The organism is Shinella lacus, assembly GCF_010994755.1.
Taxonomy (GTDB): Bacteria; Pseudomonadota; Alphaproteobacteria; order Rhizobiales; family Rhizobiaceae; genus Shinella; species Shinella lacus.
The window spans coordinates 156,314-173,239 of record NZ_WHSB02000007.1; the positions used below are offsets into that span (position 1 = coordinate 156,314).

Below are 16,926 nucleotides of genomic sequence, written 5' to 3' on the forward strand. Positions count from 1 at the left end.
AAGGAATGCGGGGCCTTGGTGTTTTCAGGCATTTGGCGGCTTGTCGTTTTTGTCTCATAACGCGCGCGGAAATGGCGCAAACCGTGGAGCGGATATTGCCCTTGCCATGCGAGGACGATAAACACCGTGCCACCCACCCTTAAGGAGCCTCGAGGATGAGCAATTCTTCCGCTACCGACGTTTTCTTCACGCGTTCCCTTGCCGATACCGATCCGGAAATTTTCGGCTCCATCCAGAAGGAACTCGGTCGCCAGCGCCACGAGATCGAACTGATCGCCTCGGAAAACATCGTTTCGCGCGCCGTGCTCGAAGCCCAGGGCTCGATCATGACGAACAAGTACGCTGAAGGCTATCCGGGCAAGCGCTATTACGGCGGCTGCCAGTTCGTCGACATCGCCGAGGAACTCGCCATCGAGCGTGCGAAAAAGCTGTTCGGCGTCGATTTCGCCAATGTCCAGCCGAATTCCGGTTCGCAGATGAACCAGGCCGTCTTCCTCGCGCTGCTCCAGCCGGGCGACACCTTCATGGGCCTCGACCTCAATTCGGGCGGCCACCTGACGCATGGTTCGCCGGTCAACATGTCCGGCAAGTGGTTCAACGTCGTGTCCTACGGCGTGCGCGAAGAAGACCACCTGCTCGATATGGACGACGTCGCCGAGAAGGCGCGCAAGAACAAGCCGAAGCTCATCATCGCCGGCGGCACCGCCTATTCTCGCATCTGGGACTGGAAGCGCTTCCGCGAGATCGCCGATGAAGTTGGCGCCTATCTGATGGTCGACATGGCGCACATTGCCGGCCTCGTCGCCGGTGGCCAGCACCCGTCGCCGTTCCCGCATTGCCACGTTGCCACGACCACCACGCACAAGTCGCTGCGCGGCCCGCGCGGCGGCATCGTGCTCACCAACGACGCGGAAATCGCCAAGAAGATCAACTCGGCCGTCTTCCCGGGCCTCCAGGGCGGCCCGCTGATGCACATCATCGCCGCCAAGGCTGTCGCCTTCGGCGAAGCGCTGCAGCCGGAATTCCAGGACTACGCGGCACAGGTCGTCAAGAACGCCAAGGCGCTCGCCGAGACGCTGAAGGCCGGCGGCCTCGACATCGTCTCCGGTGGCACCGACAACCACCTGATGCTGGTCGATCTGCGCAAGAAGAACGCGACCGGCAAGCGCGCGGAAGCCGCTCTCGGCCGCGCCTACGTCACCTGCAACAAGAACGGTATCCCCTTCGACCCGGAAAAGCCCTTCGTCACCTCGGGCGTGCGCCTCGGCACCCCGGCAGGCACGACCCGCGGCTTCAAGGAAGCCGAGTTCCAGGAAATCGGCAACCTGATCGTCGAGGTTCTCGACGGCCTGAAGGTCGCCAATTCCGACGAGGGCAATGCGGCGGTCGAAGCGGCTGTTCGGGAAAAGGTCGTCAAGCTGACGGATCGTTTCCCGATGTACACTTATATGTAAGGCAGCAGTTCCAGGAAAAGTGTCGCGCGGTTTTCCGTCCGGAACTGCGCAAAACAAGGAGACTTCATGCGCTGCCCCTATTGCGGTTCGGAAGATACGCAGGTGAAGGATTCCCGTCCGGCAGAGGACGGGGCCGCCATTCGCCGTCGGCGTATCTGCCCGGATTGCGGCGGTCGGTTCACGACCTTCGAGAGGGTGCAGTTGCGCGAGCTCATGGTCGCCAAGAAGACGGGCCGCAAGGCCCCCTTCGACCGCGACAAGCTGCTTCGATCCTTCGAGATCGCGCTTCGCAAGCGGCCCGTCGACCGGGACCGCATCGAACGCGCGGTCTCGGGCATCGTCCGCCGGCTCGAAAGCTCGGGCGAGACGGAAATTTCGTCCGAAGAGATCGGCCTGCAGGTACTGGAAGCGCTGAAGGCGCTCGATGACGTGGCCTTCGTGCGCTACGCCTCGGTCTATCGCGACTTCTCCCATGTCGATGATTTCGAGAAGATCCTCGCCGAGGTCTCGGCCAAGATCGCCCGCGACCCGGGCGTCGACGGTTAGATGTCCGGCGTTGCCGACGATAACCGGTTCATGGCGGCGGCGCTCCGCCTCTGCCGCCGCAATCTCGGCCTGACTGCTACCAATCCTTCCGTCGCCTGCCTTATCGTCAAGGACGGCGTGATCCTCGGTTCCGCCGTCACAGCACCGGGCGGGCGACCGCATGCCGAAACGCAGGCGCTCGCCGAGGCCGGTGAGGCCGCACGCGGCGCGACCGCCTATGTCACGCTCGAACCCTGTTCGCACCACGGCAAGACGCCGCCCTGCGCCGATGCGCTGATCGCCGCCGGCGTCGCGCGCGTCGTCGTCTCGGTGACCGACCCGGACGAGCGGGTGGCGGGCAGGGGGCTTTCGATGCTGCGCGATGCCGGCATTGCGATCGAGACCGGCGTTCTGGAGGCGGAGGGCCGGGAAGCGCTCGCCGCCTATCTGACGCGGCAGACGAAGAAGCGGCCTTATGTGACTCTGAAACTTGCCGTTTCTGCCGATGGCATGCTCGGCCGGCTCGGTACGGGGCAGGTCGCGATCACCGGACCGGTGTCGCGCGGGCAGGTGCATGTCCTGCGCGCCGAGACCGACGCGATCCTCATTGGCATCGGTACGGCGCTCGCCGACGACCCGGAACTGACCTGCCGCCTGCCGGGGCTCGAAGCCCGTTCGCCGGTGCGCATCGTGCTCGACCCGCGGCTGGAACTGCCGGTGGCCTCGAAGCTTGCGCGCACGGCGCGCGAAGTGCCGGTCATAGCGGTCACGACGAAAGAAAGCGCGCATGATCCCGCCCTTGCCGCCCGGCACGAGACGCTGGAAGCCGAGGGTGTCGAGGTGCTGACCTGCGATCCGCGCCGGCTCGACGCGCTGCTGGCCGCACTCGCCACGCGCGGCATTTCCTCGCTTCTGGTCGAAGGTGGCGCGCGGGCGGTGCGGTCGTTCCTCGACGCAGGCCTCGTCGACCGCATCCTGCTGTTCAACGGCGCCGGCACCATTGGCAAAGACGGGGTCGCATCCCCATTTGTCTCCGGGCGGATGCCGGACGGGTTTTCGCTCCGCCGCACAGCGCATTACGGCGCGGATTGTTTGCAAGAATACGAAAGAGACGATTGATGTTTACCGGCATTGTCACGGATATCGGAACGGTCGAGACGGTCGAGCCCATGAACGCGGGCGTTCGCCTGCGCGTGCGCACCGCCTACGATCCCGCCACCATCGACATGGGCGCCTCGATTGCCCATTCCGGCACCTGCCTCACCGTCACGGCGCTGCCGGAGGAGGGCTCCAATGCCCGCTGGTTCGAGGTTGAGGCCTGGGAAGAGGCGCTGCGGCTGACCACCATCGCCGGCTGGAAGGCCGGAACGAAGATCAATCTCGAACGGTCCCTCAAGATCGGCGACGAGCTTGGTGGCCACATCGTCTCCGGCCATGTCGACGGCAAGGCGGAAATCCTGTCGGTCGAAGCCGAGGGCGACGCCACGCGCTTCCGCATCCGCGCGCCGGAAGGCCTGGAGCGCTTCGTCGCCCCCAAGGGCTCCGTCGCGCTCGACGGCACCTCGCTCACCGTGAACGCCGTCGACGGCGCGGTCTTCGACGTGCTCCTCATCCGCCACACGCTGGAAGTCACCACCTGGGGCGAGCGTACGGCCGGCGATTTCGTCAATTTCGAAGTCGACACCATGGCGCGTTACGCGGCGCGGCTTGCGGAGTTTCCCGCTTCGAAGGCGTGACGGTGGCGTGACACTTTCGATGCCGTTACGCATCGGGACAGCAGGCGTTAAAAATCTGCCGTCCGAAGTAACGATATCGATACCTCTCGCTTCCTAGTGTGCTGGCATCGGACTTTTGGAGACCGTTGCCGCATGGCGCCTGACTACCACACCCTCCTGCTGGCGATCGGGCTTGCGGGCTTCTGCCTGTCGGCGACGCTGTTTGCCTCATGGATGTCGGCGCGTGTCGAGCGGTTCCTCCTGTCCTGGGCGATCGGCATCGGCTGCATCGTGCCGGCAGTGGGGGTCTACAGCCTCTATATCGACGGCGTGAACGTTGCCGTCGGTTGCCTCGCCTTCCTGCTGCAATTCCTGGGTTTCTCCTTCATCTACGGCGCTGCCTACCGGTTCCGCTCCGGCAACACGGCGCGCCTGCGCATCGTGACTTTGTTCCTCGCCTGCTCGGCGGTGGCGCTGCCGCTGCTGATCGCCGGTTATGACGGTCTCGGCTTCATCGCGCTCAACCTTCTGCTGGTTGGATGCCTTACCGCGACGGCCTGGGAATATTGGCGCGCGCGGCAGGAAGCACCGCTGCCGCTCACCGGCATCGTCATCCTCTACCTGCTGACGGCATTCTCCTTCCTGCTCTGCGCCGGCGTGCTCATCCACGACGGCAAGTGGGTGATGGGCCATGCGCCGGAAAACTGGGCGGAAAACCTCAACCTCATCGCCGCGATCATGGGCATTACCGGCATCGGCGCCATGTCGCTCGCCCTCAACCAGTGGCGCGTCGCGGGCAGCCACCAGCGCGCCGCCATGACCGATCCGCTGACCGGCCTGCTCAACCGCCGCGCCCTCTTCGACCGCTACGGCGACATGCCGGTGCGGGAAAACGGCGCCGCGATCGCCTTCGACCTCGACAATTTCAAATCGGTCAACGACCGCCACGGCCATGCGGCCGGCGATGCCGTGCTGACGGCTTTCGCCGATATCCTGCGCGATGCCTGCGGTGCCTCCGCCTGCATCGCCCGCCTCGGTGGCGAGGAATTCATCGTCGTGCTCGACCGTACCCTGCCGGACCGGGCGCAACGCATCGCCGAGCGCATCCGCGAGGATTTTGCCTCAAAACTCATCCCCATCGGCGGGCGCTCCATCACCTGCACCGTCAGCGCCGGCATCGCCTTTGGCAACGAGGAGGGCGTCAGCTTCGATTCCCTGCTCAGCAATGCCGACAAGGCGCTCTACATGTCGAAGCGCAACGGCCGCAACCGCGTCTCGCTCGCCGCCTGAATTTCCTCACGCGCCGGGCTCGCCCTCCCAGTAATCGATGGTTTCGCCAGCGCGCGCCATGGTGCGGAACTCCGTCCTGCCGCCGGTGGCAAGACGCGTCTTGGCCAGGAATTTCCCGGAATCCGGATATTCGCAGATCTCGGTCGCCGCCATGGACGAGATCGACAGGTATTTCAGCGGCACCGTGCCGGTATTGATGATCTGGTGCGCCGTCTCCGCCCCGCCGGCCGGTGCGCCGAGCACATCGCCGGGGCCGACGAGATGCCGCTCGTCGCCGTAACGATAGGTGCCGTGGCCTTCGAGGATGACGAAAAGCTCGTCCTCGACATGGTGGCTGTGAAAGGGACAGCCGGACTTGCCGGGTGGCACCTCACCGTAGCCGATGCCGAGGTCTTTCAGGCCGAGAACCGCGCCAAAGGATGCGTCGCGGGACTCGTAGAGCGAGCCCTGCGTCCAGTGCTCCAGTTCCAGCTTTGCGAGGGTGACGATCGGCGGTTTGCGGGCATCCATTGTTTTCTCCTCTGCCGGCCTTGACATATCGTTCACTTTTTGTTCATGTCTGTCAACCCCGTTCCAAGCGACAAGGCCCATGCCGGGAGCCGAAATCGCCGGGCGGGGCGGAAAACTCTTGCCAAGCATCGCCCGTCGTGGTTTGACCGCCGCCTCTGCCCGCATTTGCGCGGCCTGCCTCCAATTTTCAGGTGATCCATGGCCAACAGCGATAATCCCCATCTCCTCATCGTCGAAGCCCGCTTCTACGATGACATGGCCGATGCGATGCTCGACGGCGCCAAGAACGCCTTGACCACCGCCGGCGCCAGCTACGACGTCGTGACCGTCATGGGCGCGCTCGAAATCCCGGCCGCAATCGCCATGGCGCTTGACGGCATGGAAAACGGCGGCACGTGGTATGATGGTTTCGTGGCACTTGGCATGGTCATCCGTGGCGAGACCTACCATTTCGACATCGTCGCCAACGAATCCAGCCGTGCCCTGATGGACCTCGCCGTCAGCGAGAGCCTGCCGATCGGCAACGGCATCCTGACCGTCGAGAACGACGAGCAGGGCTGGGCGCGGGCGCGCCGGTCGGAAGGCGACAAGGGCGGCTTTGCGGCGCGTGCGGCACTCACGATGATCGAATTGAAGAAGAAACTGGGCGGCGAACAGTGACGACGGACAAGGACCAGCAGCCGGTAAAGCCGGCCAACCAGCGTGGTGCTGCGCGGCTTGCCGCCGTGCAGGCGCTCTACCAGATGGATATCGGCGGCAGCGGCGTGCTCGAGATCGTCGCTGAGTACGAGACCCATCGCCTCGGCCAGGAAATCGACGGCGACACCTATCTGAAGGCGGACGCCTCCTGGTTCCGTTCGATCGTCGCGGGCGTCGTGCGCGACCAGCGCCTGCTCGACCCGATGATCGGCGCAGCGCTGCAGGACGACTGGGCACTCTCGCGGCTCGATTCCACCGTGCGCGCCATTTTGCGTGCGGGCACCTTCGAGCTGAAGGAACGCAAGGACGTGCCGATCGCCGTGATCGTCACGGAATATGTCGAGATCGCCAAGGCCTTCTTCGACGACGAGGAGCCGAAGCTGGTGAATGCAGTGCTCGACCGCATCGCCAAGCAGCTGCGTCCGGATACGCGCAAATAGGTTGGTAGAGTGGCATGAGCACGGGTACGGTCGAAGGTCTTGAGCGGGAACTTTCGGCCGCGCGCCGCAATGTCTTCCTCCTGATGTTCGCACAGGCGCTGCTGGCGTCTGCCGGCCCGATCGCGTTTTCCATCGGCGGGCTTGCCGGCTACAACCTGCTCGGCGCCGACAAGTCGCTCGCGACCGCCCCGCTCACCGCCTTCAATGTCGGCGTGGCGCTCGGTGCGGTGCTCGTCGCCATCGCTGCGCGTCTGCTCGGCCGCACCTATGGCTTCATCGTCGGCGCTCTGCTCGGGGCGGCGGGCGGCCTGATCGCGGCCATCGCGCTCTTCCGCGGCGATTTCTGGCTCTTTTCCTTCGGCTTCGTCTTCATCGGCATTTCCGGCGGTTTTGCGCAGAAGATCCGCTTCGCGGCCGCCGATGCGTCGCCATCCTTCTACAAGCCGCGCGCCATTTCCTGGATTCTCGCCGGCGGCGTCATTTCCGCCGTGCTCGGCCCCCAGGTCGTCATTCTCACCAAGGACATGTTCGAGCCGGTGCTGTTTGCCGGCGCCTTCGTGGCGCTGGCGCCGCTCTGCCTTGCCGCCATCGTGCTCTTCCTGTTCCTGCGCCTGCCGGATCACAAGGCGGCAGCGGTCGCGACCGGCTTGCCCGTCCGGCCGCTCCGCGAAATCGTGCTGACCCAGCGCTTCATGACCGGCATGATCTGCGGCATCTCCTCCTATGCGCTGATGACCTTCATGATGACCGGCGCGCCGCTCGCCATGGTCATCGGCTGCGGTTTCTCGCCGGAGCTCGCGACGCTCGGCATCCAGTGGCATGTGCTCGCCATGTTCGCGCCGAGCTTCTTCACCGGCATGCTGATCCAGCGTTTCGGCACGGAGAAGGTGGTTGCGGCCGGCCTGATCATCCTTATGGCCTGCGCGCTGGTCGCGCATGCGGGCATCGAGCTGTGGAATTTCTGGGGCGCGCTGATCCTGCTCGGCATCGGCTGGAATTTCGGCTTCATCGGCGCCACCGCCATCGTCGCCTCCAGCTACCAGCCGCATGAGGCCGACAAGGTGCAGGGTTTTCACGACATCATCCTGTTCGGCACGGTGGCGCTCGCCTCCTTCTCCTCCGGCAAGGTGTTCAACGCCTATGGCTGGCAGACGATCAACCTGATGTTCTGGCCCATCACCGGCGTCAGCCTGGTCCTTGTGCTTCTCCTGCTGCTGCGCACCCGCCGCGCCCCCGTCTAATCGTTTCGCATCCGATCGGCGCCGAAAAATCCAGCGCACAGCACGGCTTGCCGCAGTGCGGCGGCTTGACGCAGCCGATTCGCAAACGCACTCTGGCCGCGCGCCGGCCCCCGCCTTGTGAGGAGGCAAAACGGGGACGGGCGCGAACCGGCCGCAGGGAGAGGACCCGGCGGTCTCCAAGGAGGACAGAGCGAAAATGACCATATTGTTGGGCGTGATCGCATGCGGGTTGCTTTCGGTGGTTTATGCCATCTGGGCGACGCGGTCGGTGCTTGCCGCCGATCAGGGGAATGCCCGCATGCAGGAAATTGCAGGTTATATCCGGGAAGGGGCGCAGGCCTACCTCACCCGGCAATACAAGACCATTGCCATCGTCGGGGTCGTCGTTTTCGTCGGCACCTGGCTACTGCTTTCCGCAACGGCTGCGATCGGTTTCCTGATCGGCGCCGTGCTGTCGGGTGTCGCCGGCTTCATCGGCATGCACGTTTCCGTGCGGGCCAATGTGCGCACGGCACAGGCCGCATCCGTCAGCCTGTCCTCCGGCCTCGATATTGCCTTCAAGTCGGGCGCGATCACCGGCATGCTGGTGGCGGGCCTCGCCCTTCTCGGCGTCTCGATCTACTACGGTTATCTCACCGCCATCCTCGGCCAGGATCCGGCCTCGCGTGAGGTCATCGATGCGCTGGTGGCGCTCGGCTTCGGCGCCTCGCTGATCTCCATATTCGCCCGTCTCGGCGGCGGCATCTTCACCAAGGGCGCGGATGTCGGCGGCGACCTCGTCGGCAAGGTGGAAGCCGGCATACCGGAAGACGATCCGCGCAACCCGGCAACCATCGCCGACAATGTGGGCGACAATGTCGGCGATTGCGCCGGCATGGCCGCCGACCTGTTCGAGACCTATGCGGTGACCGTCGTCGCCACCATGGTTCTCGCGGCGATCTTCTTCGCCGGCGCCCCGGTTCTCGGCACTGCCATGATCTACCCGCTGGCCATCTGCGGCGCCTGCATCATCACCTCGATCGTCGGCACCTTCTTCGTCAAGCTCGGCTCGAACGGCTCGATCATGGGCGCTCTCTACCGGGGCCTCATCGTCACGGGCGCGTTGTCGATCCTCGGCCTTGCGGCCGCGACGTCGGTCACCGTCGGCTGGGGTGTCGTCGGCACCGTCGCCGGCAAGGAGATCACCGGCACGAACCTCTTCATCTGCGGCCTGCTCGGCCTCGTGGTGACGGCGCTCATCGTGGTGATCACCGAATATTATACCGGCACCAACAAGCGCCCGGTGAATTCGATCGCCCAGGCATCGGTCACCGGCCACGGCACGAACGTCATTCAGGGCCTTGCGGTCTCGCTGGAATCGACGGCACTGCCGGCCATCGTCATCGTCGGCGGCATCATTTCCACCTACCAGCTGGCCGGCCTGTTCGGCACCGGCATCGCGGTCACCGGCATGCTCGGCATTGCCGGCATGATCGTGGCACTCGACGCCTTCGGCCCGGTCACCGACAATGCCGGCGGCATCGCCGAAATGTCGCACCTGCCGCCGGAAGTGCGCAAGTCGACCGACGCGCTCGACGCCGTCGGCAACACGACCAAGGCCGTCACCAAGGGCTATGCGATCGGTTCGGCGGGCCTCGGCGCGCTGGTGCTCTTCGCCGCCTATTCGAACGACCTCGCCTATTTCGCGGCAAACGGCGACAAATATCCGTATTTCGCGGATATGGGGCCGGTTTCCTTCGACCTCTCCAACCCCTACGTCGTCGCCGGCCTGATCTTCGGCGGCCTCATCCCGTACCTTTTCGGCGGCATCGCGATGACCGCCGTCGGCCGTGCGGCTGGCGCCATCGTGGAGGAAGTGCGCAGGCAGTTCCGCGAGAAGCCCGGCATCATGGCCGGCACCGAACGGCCGGACTATGGTCGCGCCGTGGACCTTCTCACGAAGGCGGCGATCCGCGAAATGATCGTGCCCTCGCTGCTGCCGGTGCTGGCGCCGCTCGTCGTCTATTTCGGCGTGCTGCTGATCTCCGGGTCCAAGGCCTCGGCCTTTGCCGCACTTGGCGCGTCGCTGCTCGGCGTCATCGTCAACGGCCTCTTCGTGGCCATTTCCATGACCTCCGGTGGCGGCGCATGGGACAATGCCAAGAAGAGCTTTGAAGACGGTTTCGTCGACAAGGACGGCCAGCGCCACATGAAGGGTTCCGAGGCCCACAAGGCCTCCGTTACTGGCGACACCGTCGGCGACCCCTACAAGGATACGGCAGGCCCGGCCGTCAACCCGGCGATCAAGATCACCAATATCGTTGCACTCCTGCTGCTCGCCGTCCTGGCCTGATCAGCAAGACGCACAAAAGAAAACCCCGGGGAGCGATCCCCGGGGTTTTTGATTCTTGCGATACTGGCAGCGCTTACTTCGGGCCGCCGGTGTTGAAGAAGTTCTGGATTGCCGCACCCGGCGCATTGCCGCCGCCGCCACGCAGTAGCTGGCCGAGGAAGGTGAGCTCGACGCCGCCGGTCGGCGTGACGCGGGAGATCATGTCGAAGACACGGCCGTCCTTCAGCGTGTAATGGGCGAGGCGGTCGACGACGCCTTCCTTGTCGAAATAGACGGCGAGAATGCTCTGCTCGACGACCTTCGGCTTCATGAAGGCGACGGGGCGCGTGCGCTTCTGGGAAATGTAGTAGAAGACTTCGTTGTCGAAGGTCGCGGTCGCAGACGGCGAGCCGAGCGAGAGCAGGACCTGTTCGCGCGACGAGCCGACCGGTGCCAGCGCCAGGGTTTCCTGGTCGACGACATACCCTTGATGCAGCACTTCGCCCGGACCCTGGCAGCCTGCAACAACGGATGCGGAGAGGGTGACGGCAATGGCGGCGTTACGCAACAGCTTCATGTTCAGAGCATCTCTCTTCAACAACATCCCCGGGACTGTGATGGCCGCGCAGCCATTGCAATTCATGCCTGCTTCGGTAAACCAGCTTCGACCGTCATGCAACATGACTTGCGACGGCTCCATTGTTTGAATCGGGCAAAACTAGGCTTTATGATGATTTTCGGCCTGTTCGGCAAAAAAAACGGCAACCGGCGCATCGTCGAAAAACAGTACGCGACGCTGACAAAGGCGGCGCGTCACCCCTATCTCTATGAAGTGCTTGATGTTCCGGACACGGTGATGGGCCGTTTCGAGATGCTGTCGGCCATGCTGATCCTCTACTTCCGGCGCACGCGCAAAAGCGCCACGTCGGGCCAGGAGATCGCCCAGGAGATCGTCGACGCCTTCTTCGAGGACGTCGATCACTCGATTCGCGAGCTCGGCGTCGGCGATGTCGGCGTGCCGAAGCGCATGAAGAAGTTCGCCGGCATGTTCTACGGCCGGCTGGAATCCTACGCCGCGGCGCTCGATTCCGGCGACCGCGAAGCGCTTGCGGCAGCGCTCCGCCGCAACATCCATCCGCAGGCGGGCGAGGGCGCGCCGTCGATGGCGGGGCTTGCCGACTATCTCTTTTCGGCCGAAAAGACGATGACGGCCGTCGGCGAGGACGATATCGAGATCGGTGCACTCGGCGTGGCGGAACCCGGCGAACAAGGACAGACCGCCTGAAGGCGGCGCAAGGACGAGAGAATGAACACAGACGACACGCCGTTTTCCTACCCGGTCAAGGTGGGACACATCTCCGCCAACCCGGTCTCGGTGACGATCGAAGCCGATGAAGAGGAGCGCGCGGGGCTGGCAAGGCTCTGGTCCGTGCTGGAGGTGAAGGCGCTCTCCGCCACCCTCCAGGTGCAGCGCTGGAAGCGCGACGGCGTGCGCCTCAAGGGGCGTGTTGCGGCGGATATCGTGCAGGCCTGCGTCGTGACGCTGGATCCGGTCGAGGCGCATATCGACGAGCCGGTCGATGTCATCTTCGTGCCGGAGGGCTCCAAGCTCGCGCGGCTTCCTCTCGCGACGGAAAGCGGCGAGATGCTGCTCGATCCCGATGGCCCGGACGCGCCGGAAATCTTCTCCGGCGACACGATCGACGCGGGCGTGACCGCCGCCGAACATGTCGCCCTGGCGATCGATCCCTATCCGCGCCGGGCCGACGTCGCCTTTTCCGGCCATATCGAAAGCACCGACAAGGACGACCGGAAGCCTTCGCCCTTCGCCGTTCTCAAGGACTGGAAAAAAGACTGAACGGCTCCATAAGCGCCCGATAATTCAGTTGTGCCCCCGGCGAAAAGCGGTATTTTGACCGAATTCCGCCGCGGCAGGCCTCTGCCCCTGGAAAACAAGAACTAAGGCAAGACACGCGTGGTCAGAATTTCCGTCGACGTCATGGGTGGCGATTTCGGCCCCAAGGTCGCTATCCCAGGCGCAGCCAAGGCTCTCGAGCGCCATCCCGACATCCGCTTCGTGCTTTTCGGCATTTCTGCCGAATGCGAGCCGATCCTGGCGCAATATCCGAAGCTGAAGGCCGCAAGCGTCTTCCATCATTGCGACGTCGCCGTCGCCATGGACGAGAAGCCGAGCCAGGCGCTGCGCCGCGGCCGCGGCAAATCCTCCATGTGGCGGGCGATCGATGCGGTCGCCAAGAACGAGGCCGACGTCGCCGTCTCCGCCGGCAATACCGGCGCGCTGATGGCCATGTCGAAATTCTGCCTGCGCATGATGGCCAATATCGAGCGCCCGGCGATCGCCGGCATCTGGCCGACCCTGAAGGGCGAAAGCATCGTGCTCGATATCGGCGCGACGATCGGCGCGGATGCGGGCCAGCTCTTCGATTTCGCGCTGATGGGCGGCGCCATGGCGCGCGCGCTTTTCGAGATCGACCGGCCGACGCTCGGCCTGCTGAATGTCGGCGTCGAGGAGATCAAGGGCCAGGAAGAGGTGAAAGCCGCCGGCCAGCTCATCCGCGAGGCCAATTTCGACACGATCGACTATTACGGATTCGTGGAAGGCGACGATATCGGTCGCGGCACGGTGGATGTGGTGGTGACGGAAGGCTTTGCAGGCAACATTGCGCTGAAGGCGGCGGAAGGCACGGCGCGGCAGATGGCCGAGTACCTGCGCGCGGCCATGTCGCGCACCTGGCTTGCCAAGCTGGGCTATATTCTCGCCAAAAGCGCCTTCGACCGGGTGCGCGAGAAGATGGACCCGCGCAAGGTCAATGGCGGCGTGTTCCTGGGCCTGAACGGCATCGTCATCAAGAGCCATGGCGGCACGGATGCCGAAGGGTTCGCGGCCGCGGTGGATGTCGGCTACGACATGGCCCGCAACGGCCTCAAGGACAAGATCGAAAAAGATTTGCAGAAGTATCATGCGGGCCGCCCCGTTGAAGGCGCCGCCCAGGGCATGATCGACGAGGTATAGAATGATCCGTTCAGTGGTCCGCGGCTTCGGAATAGCGCTTCCGAAGCGGGTACTCACCAATGCCGAACTTGAAAGCATGGTCGACACGTCCGATGACTGGATCGTGCAGCGCACCGGCATTCGCCAGCGCTACATCGCGGGTGAGGGCGAGACGACCGCCTCGCTCGGCGAGGGCGCTGCGCGCGCGGCCCTCGACAAGGCGGGCCTGACGGCCGCCGACATCGACGTCATCATCGTCGCGACCTCGACGCCGGACAACACCTTCCCGGCGACCGCCGTCAACATCCAGAACCGCCTCGGCATGCATCACGGCTTCGCCTTCGACGTGCAGGCGGTATGTTCCGGTTTCGTCTATGCGGTGACGACCGCCGACGCCTATATCCGCGGCGGTCTGGCCAAACGCGTGCTGGTCATCGGCGCCGAAACCTTCTCGCGCATCCTCGACTGGACCGACCGCACGACCTGCGTGCTCTTCGGCGACGGCGCCGGCGCCATCGTGCTGGAAGCGCAGGAGGGGGCTGGCACCAACCAGGACCGCGGCGTGCTGACGACGCAGCTCCGCTCCGACGGTGCGCACCGCGAAAAGCTCTATGTCGACGGTGGCCCCTCCACGACAGGCACGGTCGGCCATCTGCGCATGGAGGGCCGCGAGGTCTTCAAGCATGCGGTCGGCATGATCACCGACGTGGTTGTCTCGTCCTTCGATGCAACCGGCTTTTCGGCCGACGACATCGACTGGCTGGTGCCGCACCAGGCCAACAAGCGCATCATCGACGGCTCGGCCAAGAAGCTCGGCATTCCGCTGGAAAAGGTCGTCGTCACCGTGGACCTGCACGGCAATACGTCCGCCGCCTCGATCCCGCTGGCGCTGGCGGCTGCTGCCAGCGACGGGCGAATCAAGGAGGGCGACCTCGTGCTTCTGGAGGCGATGGGCGGCGGCTTCACCTGGGGCGCGGTGCTGCTGCGCTGGTAGCTTCACGCCGGCCCGCCGGACCGCTTGACCCGAGGGGGCAAGGACAATACTCTTCCGCCACTTAACCATACGCTTTCAATAGGAAATCGGTGAGGAACGATGAGCGGCAAGACGGTGACACGTGCAGATTTGGCCGAATCGGTTTTCCGGAAGGTCGGCCTTTCAAGGACCGAATCCGCAGAGCTTGTCGAAACCGTGATCGACGAGATCTGCAACGCCATCGTGCGGGGCGAGAGCGTGAAACTCTCTTCCTTCGCGACCTTCCAGGTGCGTGACAAGAACGAGCGCATCGGCCGCAACCCGAAGACCGGCGAGGAAGTGCCGATTTCGCCGCGCCGGGTGATGACCTTCAAGGCCTCCAACGTGCTCAAGCAGCGGGTGCTGAAATCGCATCTGTCGCGCAAGGCCAAGCAGAAACTGGCGTCGCCGGCCTCCTGAAGCGTGCCGCGATAGGTGCGAATCTGGAAGATCGCGACGCGCTTTAGGCGATTTTTCTGCCGATTGCCTGCCGTTCGGCAATTTGAAACTTGAATATCGCCTGGCAACCCGCTGAAATGAATACGATTCGGCAGCGTCGAAGTTTGGCTGCGCCGCGAGCTTTCATCGAGGGTAGAATGGACAAGAGTCCGGACGCGTTCCGCACCATCAGCGAAGTGGCCGACGATCTCGACCTGCCGCAGCATGTTCTGCGTTTCTGGGAGACGCGGTTCACGCAGATCAAGCCGATGAAGCGCGGCGGCGGGCGACGCTATTACCGTCCGGAAGACGTGGACCTGCTGAAGGGCATCCGCCATCTCCTCTACGACCACGGCTACACGATCAAGGGCGTGCAGAAGCTGCTCAAGGTCAACGGCAACCGCTTCGTCGCGGCCATCGCCAGCGGCGATCTGGCAACTGTCGAGGCACTCGCCGCCGCCAGCCACGAAGAACCGCCGCCGCCGAAGGCCGCCAGCGACGAGGACCAGATCGTCGGCCGCGCCAAGGCCCCCGCCAGCCGCCGTTTCTTCTCCTTCGTCGGCGGCACCGACGACCCGCCGGAAATCTCGCTGGGCAAGACCAGCGTCGGCAAGGAAGACCGCGCGCTGCTGCAGGAAGCGCTCTACGACCTGCTGGAATGCAAGCGCCTGCTCGACCAGGTTCGCTGAGCCCGCCAGAAGGCTACTCGGCTGCATCTTGACGGAGTAGCCGAGCGGCAGCGATTGGAACATTGCTGCTGTGGATTGGTTCTCCCTTCGACGAAAGGAGACCAATATGTCCATCGAAAAGACCACACCCACGGACAACGAAATCGAAACGCCACGCGGCCCGCAGGGCACCGGCGGAATTCCCGATCGCAAGCAGGAAGACGGCGTTGTCCCGCCGATCATCAAGCCCGGCGACCAGAGGAACCCGAACGATCCGCCGTTGCCGCTGGTCAGCCCCATCGCTGGCGGCGGGACGTTTTAGCGTCTGCGGGCGGGAGAGGGTGCAAGCATCGCATGTCGCCGCGCGCCGCCCTCCCTCAGTCGCGCTGCTGCGTCGGGTCCCATCCGCGCACGAAGCCCCGGCTAATCGCCGAACGGCTCATTTCAAGCTGGCGTCGCAGATGGGCGCAATCGGCAAGCAGCGTTTCGATGGTCGCCTTGGCATCTCCGTCATGCCAGGCAAGCGCGGCGCTTACGGCATCGTCCTTGCCATCGTTCGTCTTTGCTTCGTACTCGGGAAGCGGTCGCACGTCAGTATTCTCCTGTGATGGCACAGCAAGCAGGCTGGTTTAACGATTTGGGAAAGGCTTCTCACCTTTGTTCCTATTATGTTCTCATTCGCTAACGAGTCAAGCGCGGAGACGGGATTCGGCGGGAGAAAAAGCCCCGCACGATGGCGGGGCAAAACAAGCGTCACGCTTGGCTTTCTGTGACGCGGGGGAGTGCTCGCAAATGACAAGCGAGCGACGACACTCTACGACTTTGGTCTAATCGCGGGAAAGGCCTGATTCAGCCGATTCGGTACGGTTGTGAAAAAAATTGCACTTTTTCGACCCGGGACGACCGTGCGATAAAACCAGCAATAACTATAAAACCAAGGTGGCCATTTCACGGTTGCAACGACGCTGGCCTGTTCGTTAGCTTTGAAAATGCCCGAATGACTCCGGAATGCGCGGCGAACATCGGTGGGATTCGCGGTGGGGCCTTTGGTTCCAAAGCATTCATTCCGGCTCCTCTTGGTCCGTTTTCGCGCTGCGCCTCATTTTTCCTCTTGCATCGAAAACACTGAGACTATAGGGGTTTCGGCGGTCCGGAATGTAGCGCAGCCCGGTAGCGCACTTGACTGGGGGTCAAGGGGTCGTGGGTTCGAATCCCGCCATTCCGACCATTTTCTTCTCCCTGATTTCCTGAGTTTGTAGGTTCCCCACGCGGAACTTTGCGCCCCTGTCCGCGTTGTTCTGCCGCCGGCTCCTTCGCCGGTGCTATCCGGAGCTTGAGGAGACGGGAATGGAAGATGCAGGTATCGGCTGGATCGCGGCCATCATCATCGGCGGCATCGCGGGCTGGCTCGCGGAAATGTTCATGAAGAGCAACATGGGCGTGCTGATGAACATCGTGCTCGGCATCGTCGGCGCGGCTGTGGCCAATCTGCTGCTCGGGTTGATCGGCGTCTCGCTCGGCGGCTGGATCGGTTATCTGATCGCCGGTTTCATCGGCGCCTGCGTCCTCATCGCGATCGCAAGGGCGATCCGGCGGTAGGGTAGCGGCAA

20 protein-coding genes and 1 tRNA gene are annotated in these 16,926 nt (G+C 64.0%); 18 read left to right on the forward strand and 3 right to left on the reverse strand.

What is annotated here, in order from left to right; genetic code table 11:
• The first annotated feature begins 155 nt into the window (after positions 1-155).
• The 5 genes from glyA to GB927_RS19630 all read left to right on the forward strand — a co-directional run bounded on the left by glyA (position 156) and on the right by GB927_RS19630 (position 4,984).
• Entirely contained in the window at positions 156-1,454 is a 1,299-nt protein-coding gene (gene glyA / locus GB927_RS19610; protein WP_256118898.1) for a serine hydroxymethyltransferase, read from the forward strand.
• Positions 1,455-1,520: 66 nt separating this feature from the next.
• Positions 1,521-2,000 (forward strand): transcriptional regulator NrdR, encoded by a 480-nt coding sequence (gene nrdR / locus GB927_RS19615; protein ID WP_256118899.1) that lies wholly within the window; start codon positions 1,521-1,523, stop codon positions 1,998-2,000.
• The gene (ribD, locus tag GB927_RS19620; protein ID WP_256118900.1) at positions 2,001-3,098 is read left to right on the forward strand and encodes a bifunctional diaminohydroxyphosphoribosylaminopyrimidine deaminase/5-amino-6-(5-phosphoribosylamino)uracil reductase RibD; all 1,098 of its coding nucleotides are present in this window, start codon (positions 2,001-2,003) and stop codon (positions 3,096-3,098) included.
• A complete protein-coding gene (locus tag GB927_RS19625) occupies positions 3,098-3,715 on the forward strand; it encodes a riboflavin synthase (RefSeq protein WP_256118901.1) in 618 nt (205 codons plus the stop codon). Before ribD ends, GB927_RS19625 begins: the two co-directional genes overlap by 1 nt.
• 132 nt (positions 3,716-3,847) lie before the next feature.
• A complete protein-coding gene (locus GB927_RS19630) occupies positions 3,848-4,984 on the forward strand; it encodes a GGDEF domain-containing protein (protein ID WP_256118902.1) in 1,137 nt (378 codons plus the stop codon).
• Positions 4,985-4,990: 6 nt separating this feature from the next.
• Here GB927_RS19630 and GB927_RS19635 read toward each other — a convergent pair whose 3' ends face one another.
• Positions 4,991-5,494, reverse strand: coding sequence for a cupin domain-containing protein (locus GB927_RS19635; protein ID WP_256118903.1), 504 nt, complete (start codon positions 5,492-5,494; stop codon positions 4,991-4,993).
• A 198-nt stretch (positions 5,495-5,692) separates the two neighbouring features.
• Between GB927_RS19635 and ribH the strand changes: the two genes are divergently transcribed.
• The 4 genes from ribH to GB927_RS19655 all read left to right on the forward strand — a co-directional run bounded on the left by ribH (position 5,693) and on the right by GB927_RS19655 (position 10,206).
• Positions 5,693-6,154 (forward strand): 6,7-dimethyl-8-ribityllumazine synthase, encoded by a 462-nt coding sequence (gene ribH, locus GB927_RS19640; protein ID WP_256118904.1) that lies wholly within the window; start codon positions 5,693-5,695, stop codon positions 6,152-6,154.
• Positions 6,151-6,633, forward strand: coding sequence for a transcription antitermination factor NusB (gene nusB / locus GB927_RS19645; RefSeq protein ID WP_256118905.1), 483 nt, complete (start codon positions 6,151-6,153; stop codon positions 6,631-6,633). The genes ribH and nusB overlap by 4 nt, the downstream gene beginning before the upstream one ends.
• Positions 6,634-6,647: 14 nt before the next feature.
• A complete protein-coding gene (locus GB927_RS19650; RefSeq protein WP_256118906.1) occupies positions 6,648-7,874 on the forward strand; it encodes an MFS transporter in 1,227 nt (408 codons plus the stop codon).
• Positions 7,875-8,070: 196 nt separating this feature from the next.
• Positions 8,071-10,206 carry a sodium-translocating pyrophosphatase gene (locus tag GB927_RS19655; RefSeq protein WP_256118907.1) on the forward strand — a complete coding sequence of 712 codons (2,136 nt, stop codon included), beginning with the start codon at positions 8,071-8,073 and terminating at the stop codon, positions 10,204-10,206.
• A 73-nt stretch (positions 10,207-10,279) separates the two neighbouring features.
• Here the strand turns inward: GB927_RS19655 and GB927_RS19660 are convergent, their stop codons facing one another.
• Complete coding sequence (locus GB927_RS19660) at positions 10,280-10,762, reverse strand: outer membrane protein assembly factor BamE (protein ID WP_256118908.1); 483 nt, start codon at positions 10,760-10,762, stop codon at positions 10,280-10,282.
• A gap of 153 nt (positions 10,763-10,915) precedes the next feature.
• On the opposite strand from GB927_RS19660, the gene GB927_RS19665 reads away from it, so the two are divergent.
• The 7 genes from GB927_RS19665 (at position 10,916) to GB927_RS19695 (ending at position 15,638) form a co-directional block, all read left to right on the forward strand.
• Positions 10,916-11,470 (forward strand): ubiquinol-cytochrome C chaperone family protein, encoded by a 555-nt coding sequence (locus GB927_RS19665; protein WP_256119080.1) that lies wholly within the window; start codon positions 10,916-10,918, stop codon positions 11,468-11,470.
• 21 nt (positions 11,471-11,491) lie between these two features.
• Positions 11,492-12,043 carry a YceD family protein gene (locus GB927_RS19670; RefSeq protein WP_256118909.1) on the forward strand — a complete coding sequence of 184 codons (552 nt, stop codon included), beginning with the start codon at positions 11,492-11,494 and terminating at the stop codon, positions 12,041-12,043.
• A 117-nt stretch (positions 12,044-12,160) separates the two neighbouring features.
• Entirely contained in the window at positions 12,161-13,219 is a 1,059-nt protein-coding gene (gene plsX / locus GB927_RS19675) for a phosphate acyltransferase PlsX (protein WP_256118910.1), read from the forward strand.
• 1 nt (position 13,220) lies between these two features.
• Positions 13,221-14,192, forward strand: a complete 972-nt coding sequence (locus tag GB927_RS19680) for a beta-ketoacyl-ACP synthase III (protein WP_256118911.1) — start codon at positions 13,221-13,223, stop codon at positions 14,190-14,192.
• Between the two features lie 99 nt (positions 14,193-14,291).
• Positions 14,292-14,630, forward strand: a complete 339-nt coding sequence (locus tag GB927_RS19685; RefSeq protein ID WP_256118912.1) for an integration host factor subunit alpha — start codon at positions 14,292-14,294, stop codon at positions 14,628-14,630.
• Between the two features lie 176 nt (positions 14,631-14,806).
• The gene (locus tag GB927_RS19690) at positions 14,807-15,337 is read left to right on the forward strand and encodes a MerR family transcriptional regulator (protein WP_256118913.1); all 531 of its coding nucleotides are present in this window, start codon (positions 14,807-14,809) and stop codon (positions 15,335-15,337) included.
• A 106-nt stretch (positions 15,338-15,443) separates the two neighbouring features.
• Entirely contained in the window at positions 15,444-15,638 is a 195-nt protein-coding gene (locus tag GB927_RS19695) for a hypothetical protein (RefSeq protein WP_256118914.1), read from the forward strand.
• Positions 15,639-15,693: 55 nt separating this feature from the next.
• Here the strand turns inward: GB927_RS19695 and GB927_RS19700 are convergent, their stop codons facing one another.
• On the reverse strand, positions 15,694-15,906 hold the full coding sequence (locus GB927_RS19700) for a hypothetical protein (RefSeq protein WP_256118915.1): 213 nt from the start codon (positions 15,904-15,906) through the stop codon (positions 15,694-15,696).
• Positions 15,907-16,467: 561 nt separating this feature from the next.
• On the opposite strand from GB927_RS19700, the gene GB927_RS19705 reads away from it, so the two are divergent.
• Both GB927_RS19705 and GB927_RS19710 read left to right on the forward strand, forming a co-directional pair.
• Positions 16,468-16,544: transfer RNA gene (locus GB927_RS19705), tRNA-Pro, on the forward strand.
• A 119-nt stretch (positions 16,545-16,663) separates the two neighbouring features.
• On the forward strand, positions 16,664-16,915 hold the full coding sequence (locus tag GB927_RS19710; RefSeq protein WP_256118916.1) for a GlsB/YeaQ/YmgE family stress response membrane protein: 252 nt from the start codon (positions 16,664-16,666) through the stop codon (positions 16,913-16,915).
• Positions 16,916-16,926: the final 11 nt, after the last annotated feature.